Source organism: Bradyrhizobium sp. CB1015 (assembly GCF_025200925.1).
Taxonomy (GTDB): domain Bacteria; phylum Pseudomonadota; class Alphaproteobacteria; order Rhizobiales; family Xanthobacteraceae; genus Bradyrhizobium.
The window spans coordinates 2827916-2843705 of sequence record NZ_CP104174.1; the positions used below are offsets into that span (position 1 = coordinate 2827916).

At 66.4% G+C, this 15790-nt stretch carries 16 protein-coding genes; 8 read left to right on the forward strand and 8 right to left on the reverse strand.

The genetic code is table 11. From position 1 onward, the window contains the following. Nucleotides 1-32 precede the first annotated feature (32 nt). A complete protein-coding gene (locus N2604_RS12890; protein WP_260375003.1) occupies nucleotides 33-671 on the reverse strand; it encodes a PQQ-binding-like beta-propeller repeat protein in 639 nt (212 codons plus the stop codon). Between the two features lie 29 nt (nucleotides 672-700). Beyond that, nucleotides 701-1921 (reverse strand): helix-turn-helix domain-containing protein, encoded by a 1221-nt coding sequence (locus N2604_RS12895; RefSeq protein WP_260375004.1) that lies wholly within the window; start codon nucleotides 1919-1921, stop codon nucleotides 701-703. A gap of 143 nt (nucleotides 1922-2064) precedes the next feature. Between N2604_RS12895 and N2604_RS12900 the strand changes: the two genes are divergently transcribed. After that, a complete protein-coding gene (locus N2604_RS12900; protein ID WP_409241710.1) occupies nucleotides 2065-2856 on the forward strand; it encodes a DUF899 domain-containing protein in 792 nt (263 codons plus the stop codon). Next, nucleotides 2853-3131 carry a hypothetical protein gene (locus tag N2604_RS12905; protein WP_260375005.1) on the forward strand — a complete coding sequence of 93 codons (279 nt, stop codon included), beginning with the start codon at nucleotides 2853-2855 and terminating at the stop codon, nucleotides 3129-3131. Before N2604_RS12900 ends, N2604_RS12905 begins: the two co-directional genes overlap by 4 nt. Before the next feature lie 112 nt (nucleotides 3132-3243). On the opposite strand, the gene N2604_RS12910 is transcribed toward N2604_RS12905, so the two are convergent. The 3 genes from N2604_RS12910 to N2604_RS12920 form a co-directional block, all read right to left on the reverse strand. Further along, nucleotides 3244-3570, reverse strand: a complete 327-nt coding sequence (locus N2604_RS12910) for a GIY-YIG nuclease family protein (RefSeq protein WP_311740000.1) — start codon at nucleotides 3568-3570, stop codon at nucleotides 3244-3246. A 209-nt stretch (nucleotides 3571-3779) separates the two neighbouring features. Then, nucleotides 3780-4196 (reverse strand): cytochrome c family protein, encoded by a 417-nt coding sequence (locus N2604_RS12915; protein ID WP_260375006.1) that lies wholly within the window; start codon nucleotides 4194-4196, stop codon nucleotides 3780-3782. Between the two features lie 110 nt (nucleotides 4197-4306). Continuing rightward, a complete protein-coding gene (locus N2604_RS12920) occupies nucleotides 4307-5029 on the reverse strand; it encodes a L,D-transpeptidase (RefSeq protein WP_260375007.1) in 723 nt (240 codons plus the stop codon). Nucleotides 5030-5302: 273 nt separating this feature from the next. On the opposite strand from N2604_RS12920, the gene N2604_RS12925 reads away from it, so the two are divergent. The 3 genes from N2604_RS12925 to N2604_RS12935 all read left to right on the forward strand — a co-directional run bounded on the left by N2604_RS12925 (nucleotide 5303) and on the right by N2604_RS12935 (nucleotide 7977). Next, on the forward strand, nucleotides 5303-6355 hold the full coding sequence (locus N2604_RS12925; RefSeq protein WP_260375008.1) for a glycosyltransferase family 1 protein: 1053 nt from the start codon (nucleotides 5303-5305) through the stop codon (nucleotides 6353-6355). Nucleotides 6356-6391: 36 nt separating this feature from the next. Next, the gene (locus N2604_RS12930) at nucleotides 6392-7081 is read left to right on the forward strand and encodes a methyltransferase domain-containing protein (RefSeq protein ID WP_036038402.1); all 690 of its coding nucleotides are present in this window, start codon (nucleotides 6392-6394) and stop codon (nucleotides 7079-7081) included. A gap of 236 nt (nucleotides 7082-7317) precedes the next feature. Further along, nucleotides 7318-7977 (forward strand): hypothetical protein, encoded by a 660-nt coding sequence (locus tag N2604_RS12935; protein ID WP_260375009.1) that lies wholly within the window; start codon nucleotides 7318-7320, stop codon nucleotides 7975-7977. A 279-nt stretch (nucleotides 7978-8256) separates the two neighbouring features. Here the strand turns inward: N2604_RS12935 and N2604_RS12940 are convergent, their stop codons facing one another. After that, nucleotides 8257-9921, reverse strand: coding sequence for an aminotransferase class III-fold pyridoxal phosphate-dependent enzyme (locus tag N2604_RS12940; RefSeq protein WP_260375010.1), 1665 nt, complete (start codon nucleotides 9919-9921; stop codon nucleotides 8257-8259). Nucleotides 9922-9956: 35 nt separating this feature from the next. On the opposite strand from N2604_RS12940, the gene asd reads away from it, so the two are divergent. Continuing rightward, on the forward strand, nucleotides 9957-10820 hold the full coding sequence (gene asd, locus N2604_RS12945; protein WP_260375011.1) for an archaetidylserine decarboxylase: 864 nt from the start codon (nucleotides 9957-9959) through the stop codon (nucleotides 10818-10820). A 68-nt stretch (nucleotides 10821-10888) separates the two neighbouring features. Next, on the forward strand, nucleotides 10889-11452 hold the full coding sequence (locus N2604_RS12950) for an NUDIX hydrolase (RefSeq protein WP_260375012.1): 564 nt from the start codon (nucleotides 10889-10891) through the stop codon (nucleotides 11450-11452). Nucleotides 11453-11692: 240 nt separating this feature from the next. On the opposite strand, the gene N2604_RS12955 is transcribed toward N2604_RS12950, so the two are convergent. Together N2604_RS12955 and N2604_RS12960 are read right to left on the reverse strand one after the other, a co-directional pair. Beyond that, on the reverse strand, nucleotides 11693-13144 hold the full coding sequence (locus N2604_RS12955; RefSeq protein WP_260375013.1) for a FecR domain-containing protein: 1452 nt from the start codon (nucleotides 13142-13144) through the stop codon (nucleotides 11693-11695). Between the two features lie 323 nt (nucleotides 13145-13467). Beyond that, nucleotides 13468-14241, reverse strand: a complete 774-nt coding sequence (locus tag N2604_RS12960) for a DUF2147 domain-containing protein (protein WP_260375014.1) — start codon at nucleotides 14239-14241, stop codon at nucleotides 13468-13470. A gap of 195 nt (nucleotides 14242-14436) precedes the next feature. Here N2604_RS12960 and N2604_RS12965 point away from each other — a divergent pair, with 195 nt between their 5' ends. After that, nucleotides 14437-15360 carry a DUF2147 domain-containing protein gene (locus N2604_RS12965; protein WP_260375015.1) on the forward strand — a complete coding sequence of 308 codons (924 nt, stop codon included), beginning with the start codon at nucleotides 14437-14439 and terminating at the stop codon, nucleotides 15358-15360. Nucleotides 15361-15790: the final 430 nt, after the last annotated feature.

Below are 15790 nucleotides of genomic sequence, written 5' to 3' on the forward strand. Positions count from 1 at the left end.
CGCTAACGCGCCGTTGCCGCGTTTCGCGGCGGCTAGCCGTGCCGCGGACGGCGGACTGCTCTCACTTTGCCGCGATCTCCGCCACCGCAGTAGAAGCGGTCACCGCCATCGGACTCGAGACCCGAGACCATGGTGCCGGCGGGCATGTCGAGCTGCTCCAGCACCTCGCCCGTATCGGGATCGACGCGCCTGATGTCGCTGTCCTCGCCCTCCCAGGTGCCATGCCAGAGCTCGCCGTCGACCCAGGTGACGCCGGTGACGAAGCGCTTGCTCTCGATGGTGCGGAGGATCTTCCCCGTTTCGGGATCGACCTGATGGATCTTGCGCTCGCGATATTGTCCGACCCAGAGCGAGCCCTCGGCCCAGGCGAGGCCGGAATCGCCACCGCCGCCGGGGGCCGGAATGGTGCCGAGCACCTTGCCCGAGGCGGCATCGATCTTCTGGATGCGGTCCTCGGCGATCTGGAACAGGTGCCGTCCGTCGAACGCCGTCCCCGCATGCGCGGCGACGTCGATGGAGCGCGCGATCTTGCCGTCGGCCGGATCGACCGCGTTCAACTTGTCGCCGGATGCGAACCAGACATGCGTGCCGTCATAGGTGACGCCATGCACGGCGTCGACGCCCGGAAAAGGCCCATACTCCGTGACGATCTCGGCGGCTGAACGTTTCATGTGCTCGATCCCTGTGCTTAACGCGCATCCTACGTCTTCAGGAGCGGCGTGGGGAGTAACAAGCCTGTCGGGAAACCCGGAACGGGCGGCGTCATCCAGCGGCGTGCCCGTCCGTGTCCGAACGACTGCACCTTGCCCGACCGTGCCAGCTCTTCGAGCGCGCGCTGCACGGTGCGCGGGCTGATCCTAAGCGCAAGTGCGAGTGCCGAGCTCGACCATGGCTCGCCGTCGGCGAGAAAGGCGAGGACCGCGGCGTGCTTTTCCTCATTGGGCCGCGCCAGCACGAGGACGTCGCGCGTCTTCCGTGGCACCAGCACGAAGCCCTGCTTCGTCGCGCTGATGTCGGCCAGCGGCGCGAGCTGGGTGCGGAGCCGTCCGATCTCGACGCGCAAGCGCGCGCGGTGCGATTCGTCGGCGTGCCTGGCTTGAAAGGCGCCCGAGATCAGCGTCTCGCGCGAGACATCCGCAGGCCATGCCTGCGCCAGGAGACGCGCGAGCGCGAACAGCACGGGGCGCGTTCCGAGCGACACCGCGACGGCTTGCCTGCGCACGACGTGATGGAAGGTGTCGACGACGAGCGCCGTCGAGGTCGCCAGCCGTTCGACCTCTCCCAGCAACAACGGATGTTCGCTGCCGCGCGCGATCAGGCGCGCCGCCGGCGTGTCGAGGATCAGGTTCGCGCTGTCGACCTCGGCCACGAGCGCCGGGATGTTGGCAAGGCGCGCCGCGCGAGCTGCGCGGCTGAGCGCCGTGCGCGCGTCTTTCGTTTTGAGCCGCCTGATGGCGATGCCGGCGAGCACGAGCTCGCGGACGACTTGGGACGCGGGCGGGAGCATCGCAGGGCGGACGCCGGCGAGCGTGCGCTCGGCCTCGTCGGGGCGACCGACCAGAAGCAGGCGGCGCGCCTCGATATGGCCTGCATGGGCGGCATTGACGAGATCGCCGTGCTTTTCGAGCGTCGCGCGTGCCGCCGCGAGCGTCTTCACCGGCCAGTTCAGATCGCGCGAGACCAGCGCGATCTCGGCTTCGGCCACCAGGCACCTTGCGCGTGCCGCCGCCTCGCGCGGACCGAAGGCGCGCGCGGCGGTGCGCAGCAGCGACTTGGCCTTGGCGAGATCGCCGAGCTGCGCCATCGCGATGCCGCGTAGCGCCAGCGACGGCGCATCGTTGCGCAGCGCGACGCGGTTCAGGGCACCGAGCGGATCGCCGGCTTCGAGCGCGCGCGCAGCGGCAGTGATCAGCGACTCCATGTCAATCCCGCCACACTTGTTACTCCCACCGCGCGGCCGCTTGGTGCCAGAAATCGTGGACGGCCGATGCGAGGCGGGCGGTTCCGCCTCCGGCATGGCGGGGCGCGGAACGGCGGCCGCGGCAAGAAACTTGGAGAGAGATCATGACATCGACTGAAAACGTAAGGACCAACGGACAGACCGCCATGCAGACCCCACCGGTGGTGTCGCCGCAGGACTGGGAGGCGGCCCGTCTGCAACTGCTCGTGAAGGAAAAGGCGCATACCCGTGCCCGCGACGCCCTGGCGGCCGAGCGGCGCCGCATGCCGTGGATGGCTGTCGACAAAACCTATGCGTTCGAGGGGCCTGGCGGCAAGGTCAGTTTGGCTGATCTGTTCCAGGGCCGGCGGCAGTTGATCGTGTATCGCGCCTTCTTCGAGCCCGGCGTGTTCGGCTGGCCCGATCATGCCTGCCGCGGCTGCTCCATGGTGGCCGACCAGGTCGCCCATGTCTCGCACTTGAATGCCCGCGATACGACGTTGGTGTTCGCCTCGCGTGCGCCGCAAGCCGACATCGTCAGGCTGAAAAAGCGGATGGGCTGGACCATGCCGTGGGTCACCATCACCGACAGCTTCGATGCCGATTTCGGCGTGGACGAATGGCACGGCACCAACGTGTTCTACCGTGACGGGACGCGCATCTTCCGCACCTATTTCGTCAAGAGCCGCGGCGACGAGCAGATGGGCGGCACCTGGAACTATCTCGACATCACCCCGCTCGGCCGGCAGGAAGTGTGGGAGGACTCGCCGGAAGGCTATCCGCAGACCCCGACCTACAAATGGTGGAACTGGCACGACAGCTACACGGACGGTGCGGCGCCCGACAAGCGATGGGTGGAGGTCTCGGACGCCGGCGAGAAAGTCTTCCGCGAGGAGGCCGCGGGAGAACGGCAATGACCGCTCCGGTCAGCGCTGCCCCCAGCGTCAGCCCCGACGCGGTGGCGGCCGCGCGCCACCTCGCCAGATGGCTGGGGCTGGCGGCCACACCGACCTTCGCCATCATGGCCGCGCTGACGGCCATGCTCGGCGGTGGGCCGGCGGACATGCTGTGCGGCGCCGGGCAGGGCTCTCTGCTCGGCGGGATGGTGCCGATGTATCTCTTGATGAGCGCGTTTCATGCATCGGCGTGGCTGAGGTTGATGGCGGAGCGGCGGGGCGCGGTCAGCCGGTAAGCGCTCCGCCGGTGTGAACGCCTCGTCCTTCGAGACGGCGCTTACGCGCCTCCTCAGGATGAGGCTAATCGACACCGGAGCGGGGGTTAGAGAGCTGCCCCGCACTCAGTCCTCATCCTGAGGGCCCGCCGGAGGCGGGCGTCTCGAAGGATGATGTGATCCGCGCTTTGCCAACACATGCAGCTCGGCAAAATCGCCGAGCATGAAGGCTTCTTGGCGCGGCTCCATTCTTGAGTTTGCGCTCGCACTCGATTGCATCGGTGATGCGGTCGAACCATTGCGAGAATATCAACGTCACGGGGCGACGCGACTTGGTGTAGCCCTCGAACGTGCCAGCGTTGTGTTGCGCGATCCTGATCTCGAGCTCGGTGCGGGTCGTGCCGATGTAGTAGCTGCCGTCCGCGCATTGGAGAATGTAGAGGTACGCGCCGTCTGTCATCGTGAACGCCTCGTCCTTCGAGACGCGCGCAAGGGCGCGCTCCTCAGGATGAGGCTAACTGGCAGCCGAGACCTAGCGCAAGTACCGCGGACAAATTGCGACCCGCGCACACTCAGTCCTCATCCTGAGGGCCCGCCGCAGGCGGGCGTCTCGAAGGATGCGCCACAATCGCCGATGCCAAACGAGGGCGGTTCGGCATCACCGGGTCTTCACTGCGGCGCCGCCTGAAGATAAGCAACGATCTTGCCCGCTTCCTCCGCCGAGATGCCGCCATAGGGCTGCATCTTGTGGCCGGACACGACCTCGTCCGGCTTGACCATGAAGCGGGTGAGCTTGTCCTGGTCCCAGACGAAGCCGGCGTCCTTCATCGACGAGGAATAATTGTAGTCCGGCAGCGAGCCGGCCTTGCGTCCGACGATCCTGTTGAGGTTGGGACCGAGGCGATTGTCGCCTTCCTTCATGGAATGGCAGGTGCGGCAGGAATTGTTGAAGGCCTGCTGGCCGGTGTCGTCATGCGCGGGTTGCTGCGCGAGCGAGCAGGGCGCGGACACGAGCAGCGTCAGTGCTCCGGCGCCGGCGAGGGCGTGCAGCCATGGGCTTGGCGAGGGGGGCCTTCGTGATCGCATTTGCGCCCTCCATCGGGATCGCGCCACAGCAGGCGCAACGGGGATGTCGAGGCAAACGAAAACGGCCCCGGCGGGTTCCGGGGCCGTTTGCGTCACGATGTCCTGTCGCTTCAGCGGCTCGCGGCGCCGAGGTCCGCACGGCGCTCGGTCATCGGCAGCACGATCACCCTGGTGCCGACGTTGACGCGGGAATAGAGGTCGGTGACGTCCTCGTTGGTCATGCGGATGCAGCCGGAGGAGACGCGCTTGCCGATGGTTTCGGGGGCGTTGGTGCCATGGATGCGGTAGATGGTGCCGCCGAGATACATCGCACGGGCCCCCAACGGATTGCCGGGGCCGCCGGCCATGTGGCGCGGCAGATAGGGCTGGCGGGCGATCATCTCCGGGGGCGGCGTCCAGGCCGGCCACTCGGCCTTGCGGCTCACCGACTGGATGCCTGACCAGGTGAAGCCGTCGCGGCCGACGCCGATGCCGTAGCGCAGCGCCTGGCCGCCTCCGAGCACGTAATAGAGATAGGTGTTGGGCGTATCGATGATGATCGTGCCCGGCGCCTCGCGCGTCGCGTAAGAAACGGTCTGGCGGCGGAAGCGGGCCGGCAGCTCAACGGCGTCCTGATCCTCGGGCTCGGTCTGGTAGGTCGGCGCCTGATAGGGCTGATACGGCTGATAGGGTTGCAGCGGCTGCGGCGCGGTCATCGGCGGCAGCGGCTGGAAGAACGGGAAGATCTGCACCGGCGCGGCCTTGGCTGCGCTAGCGAACGCGATTGCGGAGACCGCGACGGCACTGAGTGCAACGGCGCGCGAAAACGTCTTGAACGTGTCCAGATTGAACATGTGATCGCCCCTGTTTGCTCGGTGTTTTGCTCACCGCGGCACCATTGCGGTGCTCCGTTGCCTAAACTCCTAACGGCAAAACGTTTCGGGACATTTGCGCGGAAAACCGAAAACGGTTTCACGGCGGCAAGAATTGTTTCATGACAGTTTCGTGGCCCCGCGGGCCCGTTAACGAACAAAACAGCACGCCGACACTTCTGTGACGTCACACGCCTGAAATATCCTTCGTTGATGGTCGATGCCTGAGAATCATCAAACTCTCGGGATTTTCCCATGCGGGTATTAATTGCGACCGACGCCTGGCATCCGCAGGTCAACGGGGTGGTACGCACCCTGACCTCGCTGGCGAATGCGGCCAAGGCCCTCGACGTCGAGATCGACTTCCTCACGCCCGACGGCTTTCCGTCCTGGCCGCTGCCGACCTATCCGGGCCTGCGCTTTGCGCTGCCGAGCGGGAAGGAGATCGTGCGGCGGATCGAGAGGTGCGCGCCGGACGCGCTGCATATCGCAACCGAAGGCCCCATCGGCTGGGCGACGCGCGCCTATTGCCGCCGCAACCGGCTCGCCTTCACCACCTCCTACACAACGCGCTTTCCGGAATACGTCTCGGTGCGGACCGGCATTCCCGCGAGCGTCGGTTATGCGGTGCTGCGCCATTTCCACGATGCCGCCGCCATGACCATGGTGGCGACGCCCTCGCTGCGGCAGGAGCTGTCCGAGCGCGGCTTCAGGCGGCTCGGCTTCTGGACGCGCGGCGTCGACACCGAACTGTTTCATCCCGACGCTCCGGCACAGCTCGACCTGCCGCGCCCGATCTTCATGACGATGGGGCGCGTGGCGGTGGAGAAGAATCTCGAAGCGTTCCTCTCGCTCGACCTGCCCGGCACCAAGGTCGTCGTCGGCGACGGCCCGCAGAAGGCGGCGCTGGAGAAGAAATATGCGGACGCGGTCTTCCTCGGCGAGAAGAAGGGGGCGGATCTCACCGCGCACCTCGCTGCGGCCGACGTGTTCGTGTTTCCGAGCCTGACCGATACGTTCGGCGTGGTGCAGCTCGAGGCGCTCGCCTGCGGCACGCCGGTTGCGGCGTTTCCGGTGACTGGTCCGAAGGACGTCATTGCCGATCACCCGATCGGCGCGATCGACCACGATCTACGCATCGCGTGCCTGCGCGCGCTCACGACGTCGCGCCAGACCTGCCGCAATTTCGCGCTGGAGCGCTCCTGGGAGAACAGCGCGCGCCAGTTCGTCGGCAATCTCACCTCACTGCAGCCCAGCCGCGTCCTGCGCGCCTCGCCTCGCATGGCGCGGCGGCCGGTGCGCGGTTGATCGTCCATTCGAACCACAGCGAGAAGAACCTCATCGATGGCTAAGATCATGAACCTTGACGGCACCCAGCAGCTCGACCTCACCCGCGGCACGGTCGAGCAGGCCTATGACCGCTGGGCGCCGGTCTACGATCTCGTGTTCGGCGGCGTGTTCGCGAAAGGCCGGCAGGCCGCGATCGCGGCCACCAACAAGATCGGCGGCCGCGTGCTCGAGGTCGGCGTCGGCACCGGCATCTCGCTGCCGCTCTACGCGCCGAACCTGCGCATCTTCGGCACCGACATCTCGGAAGCGATGCTGGACAAGGCGCGCCGCCGCGTGAAGGAGCAGAAGCTGAAGAACGTCGAGGGCCTCGCGGTGATGGACGCCGAGAAGCTCGAATTTCCCGACAATTCCTTCGACGTCGTGATGGCGCAATACGTCGTCACCGCCGTGCCGAACCCGGAGAAGGCGCTCGACGAATTCGCCCGCGTGCTGCGTCCGGGCGGCGAATTGATCATCCTCACCCGCGTCAGCGCCGACACCGGCATGCGCCGCTTCATCGAGCAGAAGCTGCAGCCGGTGGTGCGTCCGCTCGGCTTCCGCACCGCCGAGTTCGCCTGGTCGCGTTACGCCAAATGGCTCGCCGGCGCGCACGGCATCGAGCTTGCCGAGCGCCGCTTGATTCCGCCGCTGGGGCACTTCTCGCTGGTGCGCTTCCGCAAGGTCGACGTCGCCAAGGCAGCTTGACTGCCGCTCCTCATGGTGAGGAGGCGCATAGCGCCGTCTCGAACCATGAAGGCCTCGGTGCTGCAGCCGGGCCTTCATCCTTCGAGACGCGCGTTCCGCGCTCCTCAGGATGAGGAGAGAGAGTAAAGCGTGCGTCATCGCGCCGCTGCACATCGTCACATGACAAAATGATGATGTCACACGGCCTACATCGAATCTCTGTAAATCCTGAACCCGAAAGCATTTTGGGGAAGAGCATGATCAAGAATTATCTCGAGCAGCTGCGGATCCAGCGCTGGGACGACCATCGCTATTATCACCACAGCCGCATCAATCAGAGCCTGCACTTCGTCAGCGCGCTGAGCTTCCTGTTCGCCTATGTCTGGCTGTTCATCGATCCCGTCGTCTCCGCGCTGGTCGGCTGGCTGGTGTCGATGACCTCGCGCCAGGCCGGCCACTTCTTCTTCGAGCCGCACACCTACGATCACATCAACCAGGCGACGCACGAATACAAGGAAGAGATCAAGGTCGGCTACAATTTGCAGCGCAAGGTGGTGCTGATGGCGATCTGGGCGCTGTCGCCGCTGGTGCTGGTCGTCGACCCCACCCTGTTCGGCATCTTCACGCCCTGGCAGAGCGCGACCGACTTCATGCGGCAGGTGGCGAAGATCTGGCTCGTGGTCGGCGGCGGCGGCCTGTTGTTCCGCACCGTGCACCTGTTCTTCATCCGCGACGTCGAGACCGGCCTCGTCTGGATGACCAAGATCCTGACCGACCCGTTCCACGATCTGATGCTTTATCACAAGGCCCCGCTCGCACTGATGCGCGGCGAGCTGATGGATCCCGGCCTGCACCTCAACCCCGAGCACACGCTGGGCTTCATCGATGAGCCCGTGCTCGAAGAGCAGCACGCCTGAGCGCTGCGCACGCGACACGCTCCGATGTCTGATGGCTACGTCATGCCCGGGCTTGTCCCGGGCATCCACGTCTCTTCGCCTCTCCCCGCGCGCGGGGAGAGGCCGACGCGCGTAGCGCGGCGGGTGAGGGGGGCTCTCCGCGGGGGTGCTGCTCGCCGAATGCCCACCGACTGTCACCGCGCACGCGGAGATTCCCCCTCACCCCAATCCTCTCCCCGCAGGCGGGGAGAGGGGGTGGAGAGTGCGGTGCTCGCGGCGCGACGCGCGTGTGGAAAGGCCTCAGCGCCCAAAGCGTTTGGCCAGCATCTCTTTCAAAATCTGCCGCTTGATCTGCTTGTTGGTGAGCGCGCCGTCGTGCCACCAGAAGCCGTCGGCCTTCATCTTCTGTGCGGCGCGGACGAAGCGGTCGGCGACTTCGGTGAAGTCGGCGTCGGTGTAGTTGAGGCTGAAGATCAGCCGGCCGGTGCCGACCCAGCTCAGCGCCAGGCCTTCGGCGCGCAGGTAATATTGCAGCATCCAATTGTAGCGGGACGGCGTCGTGTATCTCACCGTCCAGATCGAGGAGAAGTTGGCGAAGCGCACCGGCAGGTCGGCATCCTGCATCATCTGGTTGAGCTTCTTCACGCGCCCGTTCCAGGTCTCCTCCAGCCCGTCATAGACGGCGCGGAAGTTCGGGCTGGCCAGGCGGCTCAGGAACTCGTCCATCGCGGTCATGACGTAGGGATGCGAGTTGAAGGTGCCGCGGGCGAAGCAGATGTCGGCGGGGCGGTCGTCGCGGAAGCGGCGCATCAATTCGCGCTTGCCGCAGACCACGCCGACCGGCAGGCCGCCGGCGAGGCTCTTGCCGTAGGTCACCATGTCGGCCTTGACGCCGAAATATTCCTGGGCGCCGCCGGCGGCGAGACGGAAGCCGACGAACACCTCGTCGAAGATCAGGACGATGCCGCGTTGGTCGCAGACCTCGCGCAGCTTCTTGAGCCATTCGGTGTAGGCCGTGCGGTCAAAGCTTCCGCCGCGGGAGGAATCGACCAGCGAGGAATCGCCGGGCGCGTTGGCGTTGGGATGCAGGCCCTGCAGCGGGTTGACCAGCACGCAAGCGATGTCCTTGCGCGTCTTCAGCACGTGCAGCGTCTTCTCCGACATTTCGGCAAGGGTGTAGGTCTCGTGCGCAGGAATGGGATTGCCGACGCCCGGCTGCACGTCGCCCCACCAGCCGTGATAGGCGCCGGCGAAACGGACCAGATGCGTGCGCTTGGTGTGGTAGCGCGCCAGCCGCACCGCCTGCATCACGGCCTCGGTGCCGGACATATGGAACGAGACCTCGTCGAGGCCGGAGATCTGGCAAAGCCGCTGCACGTTCTCGAGGATGACGGGATGGTAGGGGCCGAGCACCGGACCGAGCGCATGGGCGCGCTTTTCGGCGCCCTCGATGCACTCCTTGTAGAAATCGTTGCCGAAGATGTTGACGCCGTAGGACCCCGTGAGGTCGTAAGCAATGTTGCCGTCGACGTCGGTGACGGTGACGCCGCGCGAGGATTCCATGAAGGTCGAGGTGCCCAGATGCTCGCGGACGAGGCGCGAGAACTGGAACGGCACGCGGTAGCTTTCGGTGAAGTTCAGGTCGGAGATCGTTTCCGCCGCTTCCTTGGTCATCGCGCGTCCCTTGGGGTAGCGCTCGGCGTAGAGCTTGGCGAGGCGGAAGAAGGCGTCCTTGCGCTGCGCTGCGATGTTCGCCGGCGCGCCGTCGCAGGCGAAGTACTGATCGCCCTCGAACTCGTAGAACGGCAGCAGCCGTGCCACCCGGCGCGACATCTTGGAGTGCCCGGCGAGCGAGCGGTGCTTGGCGCGGGAGAGTTCGACCCGCGCCTTGATCTTCGGGAGGACGGCGGCAGCGGACGCTGCGGCGGCCACGGACATCGAGAGAATCGGGAGTGTCGTTTCCATGACAACAAGCGCTAAACCTGCGAGCTGACAGATTCATGACAGTCAAAGCCCTCATCGCCTCTTTCACCCAGCAGGAAGACCTCAACTTCCTGTTGACCAATCGCATCCCGCGCGCGGCCCTCACGCGCTTCATGGGCTGGTTCTCCAAGATCGAGAATCCCCTGGTGCGGGACTTCTCGATAGCGTTGTGGAAGCTGTTCTCCGACCTCGACCTGTCCGAGGCGCGCAAGACGCATTTCAGGAGTCTGCACGACTGCTTCACCCGGGAGCTGAAGCCGGGCCTGCGGCCGTTCGATCCTGATCCCTCCATCATCGCCAGCCCGTCGGACGGCATCGTCGGTGCGCATGGGCGGATCGCCGACACCGAGCTGTTCCAGGTCAAGGGCGCGCCCTATTCGCTGCTCGATCTCGTCGGCGATTCCGCGCTGGTCGAGCAGCACCGCAACGGCTCCTTCGTCACGCTGCGGCTGACCTCGAGCATGTATCACCGCTTCCACGCGCCCTATGATGCCCATATCGAACGCGTGACGCTGATTCATGGCGACGTCTGGAACGTCAACCCGATCGCGCTCAAGCGCGTCGAGCGTCTGTTCTGCAAGAACGAGCGTGCGGTGATCCGGACGCACCTCTCGACCGGCGAAGCCGTGACGCTGGTGCCGGTTGCCGCGATCCTGGTCGCGAGCATACGGTTGCACTTCCTCGACATGGTGCTGAACGCGCAGACCCGCGGCCCGGTCAATTTTCCGTGCGACGTCAACGTGAGCAAAGGCGAGGAGCTCGGCTGGTTCGAGCATGGCTCGACCATCATCATCCTCGCGCCCGGCGATTTCTCCTTCTGCGACGGTATCGCCGAGGGCACGCGCATTCGCGCCGGTCAAGCGCTGCTCAGAAGAAAGTAGCCTTCAATCCGCCGTCCCCGCCGCCTATATCGTCGGGCGGGGACGATTCGATCGATACGGATGTGACGATGGCGCGGGCGCCGGTCATGGCGGCGGGTGGTATTGTGCTGCGGCGCGGGCCGGTCCCGCTGGTTGCAGTCGTGCGCCAGCGCAAGCGCAACGAATGGGTCCTGCCCAAGGGCAAGCTCGACGACGGCGAGACGCCGAGGGAAGCCGCGCTCCGCGAGGTGCTGGAGGAGACCGGCCATGACGTTGCCGTCCACGAATTTCTGGGCACGCTCGTCTATCAGTCCGGCGGGCGCTCCAAGGTCGTGCATTTCTGGCGGATGGAGGCCGACGGCGGGCCGGTCCGCAAGCTGATGAACGACATCAAGGCGGTCGACTGGCTGACGCTGGACGAGGCGGTGGGGCGTCTGTCGCGCGAATATGAGCGCGCGTTCCTGACTCAGATCGGACCGATCGCGCTCGCGGCGGCGGGGCTGGCGACATCGCCGGCGCAAGAGCCGACGCCGTCGAACGACGACGTTGATGCGGGATTGCAGACGTTGACACCGGCCGAGGCGGCCTCCGTCGACGAACTGCGGCACGGCCTGTTGCAGAAGGTGAAAGCCTGGCTGCGCGGCGAGGCGTGAGGTCCGTTTACCTCTCCCCGCTCTTTGGCGGGAGAGGTCGGATCGCGCAAGCGATCCGGGTGAGGGGCTGGGCACACTGTTGCAAGAATGGAAGTCCATCCGACTCGCTCGATAACATTTGAGTTGAAGTGCTCCGCTTACAATTGAAATCGAGTTCGCGGAGGCAGCCCCTCACCCCAACCCTCTCCTCGTAAGAACGGGGCGAGGGAGCGCACCGAGCGCGTTGACGTATGCTACACCTCACCGCCGTTCTTTCTCTTTCGGAGCGGGCGCCGGCTTGCGCGGCGCGGCGGGGAGGCGCGGCTGGAAGCCGCTGGGGCGCTGCATGCCTCGTTGCTGAGCCGCAGGCTGGCCCGGCTGCAGGCCGGTGCGCGGCAATGGCTGCTGCGGGGCTGCTTGCTGTGTCCCGCCCGGTTGCGGCGGCACGGCTCCTCTGGGCTGAATCTGTCCACCACGCGGCTGAATTTGCGGCGTGTTGCTGGGCGCCGTGCCCTGTCCGGCGCGCGGTGCGCCCGGACGGCCGGCACCTTGCTGCTGGCCGCGCTGCGGTTGCCCCTGTTGCCGCTGCCCTTGCCCCTGACCCGCGCGCTGGCCACCCGGCTGCACCGCGCCGCCGTGTTGTCCTTGTCCCTGCCGCTGCGGCGGCTGCACGCCTTGCTGTATTCCCTGCCGGCCCGGCGTGCCCGGCTGCTGCTGACCCGGACGGTTGTCCTGACGCGGCTGGCCATTCGGCCGTTGCGGCAATTGGCTCGGGGCGGTCGTCGGCCGCAATTGTTGCTGCTGCGGCGGTTGTGCCGGCCGCGGAATGCGGCTGAGCACCGTCGGATTGGCGCGACGGAAGTCGCGCTGCTCGATGACGATCTGCCGGCCTGCGGTCTGCGCCAGATGCACTTGGCCGACGAAGCCGCGGTCGCGCGCGATCTGCTGCGCGGGGATCGTGATCGGCACGGCCGCAAAGCGCATGCCGCCGGCCGTGGCTGCGCCCGGGCGGATCGCAAAGCCGCTCGCGGCTTGCGTCAGCGCGCCGAGCCGCGCGCCGCTGGAGCGGTCGTCGACCTCGATGTGGCCGACGCGGCCGTCGGCGTCGGGATAGAGCTTGACGTTGACGTTGCGCGCCCTGTTCGCCGCCGCCCCTTCGGGCACGTCGATGACCCCAGTGGTGCCGCGAATGCCGAGCGTTGCCGTCGGCGTCGTGATCTTCATGTCGCCCGTCTTCGCCACCGCGGCCGCCACGAAGGCGACCGTGCCCTTGCCGACGTCGAAGATCGCCGAATTCTGCTTGCCGCCGTCGTCATAGACGTAATTGTCGATGGTGATCTTCGCGCTGGCCGAGAGATTGAATGTGGTGGCGTCGTTGAAGGTGATGCCGAGCGAGGAATTCGACGAGGTCTGCACGATGTCGTTGAGATAGATGTCGTCGCGTACGCGCAGCGGATAGGAATTCTTGTCGCGGATCACGGTCGCGATCCCCGTCACGGTCGCGACGTTGCCGATCGGCTCGATGGCTGTGGACTGTGCGTCTGCGGCCGGTGTCGGCGAGGCCGAGGGCGTCGGCGAGGGGACCGGCGTCGGCTCGGCTTGCGGCTGCGCCTGCGCAAGCTCGATTGTGTCGGACGCGCAAGCCACGCCGCCGCCTGCCAGCGGCAATGCCAGCAGCGCAAGCGCGAACACGAAGCGGCGCCAAGCCAGCATTGATGTCACGAGGGTCCCGGTGAGAACGCGAGGTGAGATTGGTTGATATCAGCCGGAGGGACCTGAATGGCCGATGAACATATGTCGCAGGGGGAGGGATGAACGTTTAAGACGCACTCGCTCCCCTCATGGTGAGGAGCGCGCTCTTGCGCGCGTCTCGAATCATGCAGGCACGGCTCTCTTCACAGCGTCATGGCCGGGCTTGACCCGGCCATCCACGTCTTGCCTCTCGGCACGAAGAACGTGGATGCCCGGGACAAGCCAGGTCAAGCCCGGCCATGACGAAGACTCCGCGATGTATCAGGGATGACGCGCTCCGCGCGTCAGCTCACGCGCTTCCAGGTCTGGCCGCCGCAGAACATGCCGCCGAAGGCGCAGCCCTGCACGCGCATCACGTTCGGACCTTTCATCGAGATCGTGGAGTCGTAATTGCGGCCGGAGTTGGGATCGCGGATGCGGCCGCTCCACTTCGATCCCTCGGGCTTCATGTTGATCAGGATGCGTTCGTTGGTCTTCTCGGCATAGCCGCAGAGATTGGCGCCACACGGCTCGACGCGGACATTGCCCTTGTTCTCTTCGGTCGCCCAGACGCCGATCGGCGAGTTCGCGGCCGGCGCGGCGGCCACCGGAGCCGGCGCAGGAGCCGCGGCGACGGGAGCGGGGGCAGGCGCAGCAAGAGGAGCAGGCTGCGAGCTGTCGAAGCCGACAGAAGGAGCGGCGGCAACGGTCGCTGGGGCAGCCGGTGCGGTCGCGGCTGGCGCTGCCGGCGCGGTTGCTTGCGCCGGCGCCTGCGGCACGGGCTGCTGCTGCACGGGAGCCGGCGTGGGCTGCGAGGTCGTGGGCGCCGGAGCCGGCGTGGTGTCGTCGTCATCGTCCTTAGAGCCGCCAAGGCCCTTGAGGTTGATGTTGTTCAGCTTGATCGGCTTATCCGACAGGCCAGGCGCGACGATGGTCACGCAATTGAGCGAAGCGCAATTGCGCGGGGTCTCGATGCGGATGTGCTGGCCCTCGATCTGGAACGAGATCGAATTGCCGGCATGCGCGGCGGCGGTCGACGCGAGGAAGAGGGCGGTGGCGGCGATGGAGAGCTTGCTCATGACAACCTCCGAAAATTGCGTGGTCCTGACATGGACCGAAGTCGCTGGTGGATGAAGCGTGGTTCGACCCTATGCCGGGGCGGTCGGGCGTTCTGTGATGGGCATCACAGCGACCGGACGCCGCCTGGGTGATGCAGCGCACATTCAGCCGCGCTAGCGCTGCGTAACGTCGTCGCGATACCGAGGGAGACGCAGATGCAGCGGCTTGCGACCTGGCTTGCGACCTGGCTTGCCACCTGTCTTGGCACTTGTCTTGGCACATCGATCGCGCTGCTGGCGGTCGCGCCGACGGCGCAGGCCGGCTCCTACACGTTCTCGATCGGCGGCCACCGGTTCCACGTCGAGGCGCCGCGCAATTGCCGATCCGCGTCCTGTGTCACGGTGGCCTCCAAGCGCAGCCTTCGGCCGACGGACGACGTCGGCGCAGCATCGGCCTTGCAGCCGGCGCCCGCGCCGGTGGTCCAGGCACCTCAGCCGGCTTGTCCGGCGGCAGCGGTCAAGCCGCCACAAGCGGCTGCGGTCGTGCCGCCACCGGTTCCTCCCGTCCTTGCCGCGGCGACGTCGCAGCCCGTTGCACCGCCGCCGGCGCCAAGCTTGGAGATTTCGCGAATGGAGACGCTGAGCCCCGGTCCGCCGCGGATTGATCTGGAGCGCAACGATCAGCCGAAGACCGCTGCGCTCGAACCGCCCCGCATCGAGCCGCCGGTCATCGTGCCCAGCGCCGAGATCAATCAGCCTACAATTGTGGGGCAGATCAGCGATGACGACCGCCATACCCCGCTCGGCGAATGGGAGAGCGCCGGCGCCAAGGGCACGGTCCGCATCGAGCGCTGTGGACCCGCATTGTGCGGCTACGCTCTCAGTGAAGCATCCAGCCGGGGCGAGAGCGTGCTCGTCAACATGAAGCCGAAGAAGCACGATGTCTGGACCGGCAGCATCTACAGCCGCTCCAGCGGCAACACCTATTACGCGACGATGACGCTGAAGAGCTCCGGCAAGCTGCACGTCGAAGCCTGTGCGCTCGGCCGCTTCTGGTGCTCCGGCAATGACTGGACGCGGGTCGAGGCACCGCGGGAGGAGATCACCGCCTCGTCGCAGCCATCGCGCACGCGGTCGTAGTGTTTTTGTTACCCTGCCCTGGAGGGGTCCGGGACGAGCGAAGCTCGCCCGTGGTCGATCGCGCGCAGCGCGAGCGGGGTGGGGTGATCTCTCCTCTCGGGTACTGTCGGATGGGGAGAGACCGTCACCCCACCCCGTCTCACATTTCGCTCCGCTCAATGTGAGCCGACCCTCCCCTCCAGGGTAGGGCTATCGCATTTGAGAGCTTTTCCCTGCAGCCATCCTTCGAGACGCCCGCTTTGGGCGGGCTCCTCAGGATGAGGGCGGAGTGCGCGGCAGCAGTTTCAACGAACACTGACGCTGATTAGCCTCATCCTGAGGAGGCGCGTAAGCGCCGTCTCGAAGGACGAGGCGTGCGCGCAGGCCGCCGCCACAAGTCATATGCGATAGCCCTGCCCTCCAGGGGAGGGTTAAGCGAACTGCCGTGTGA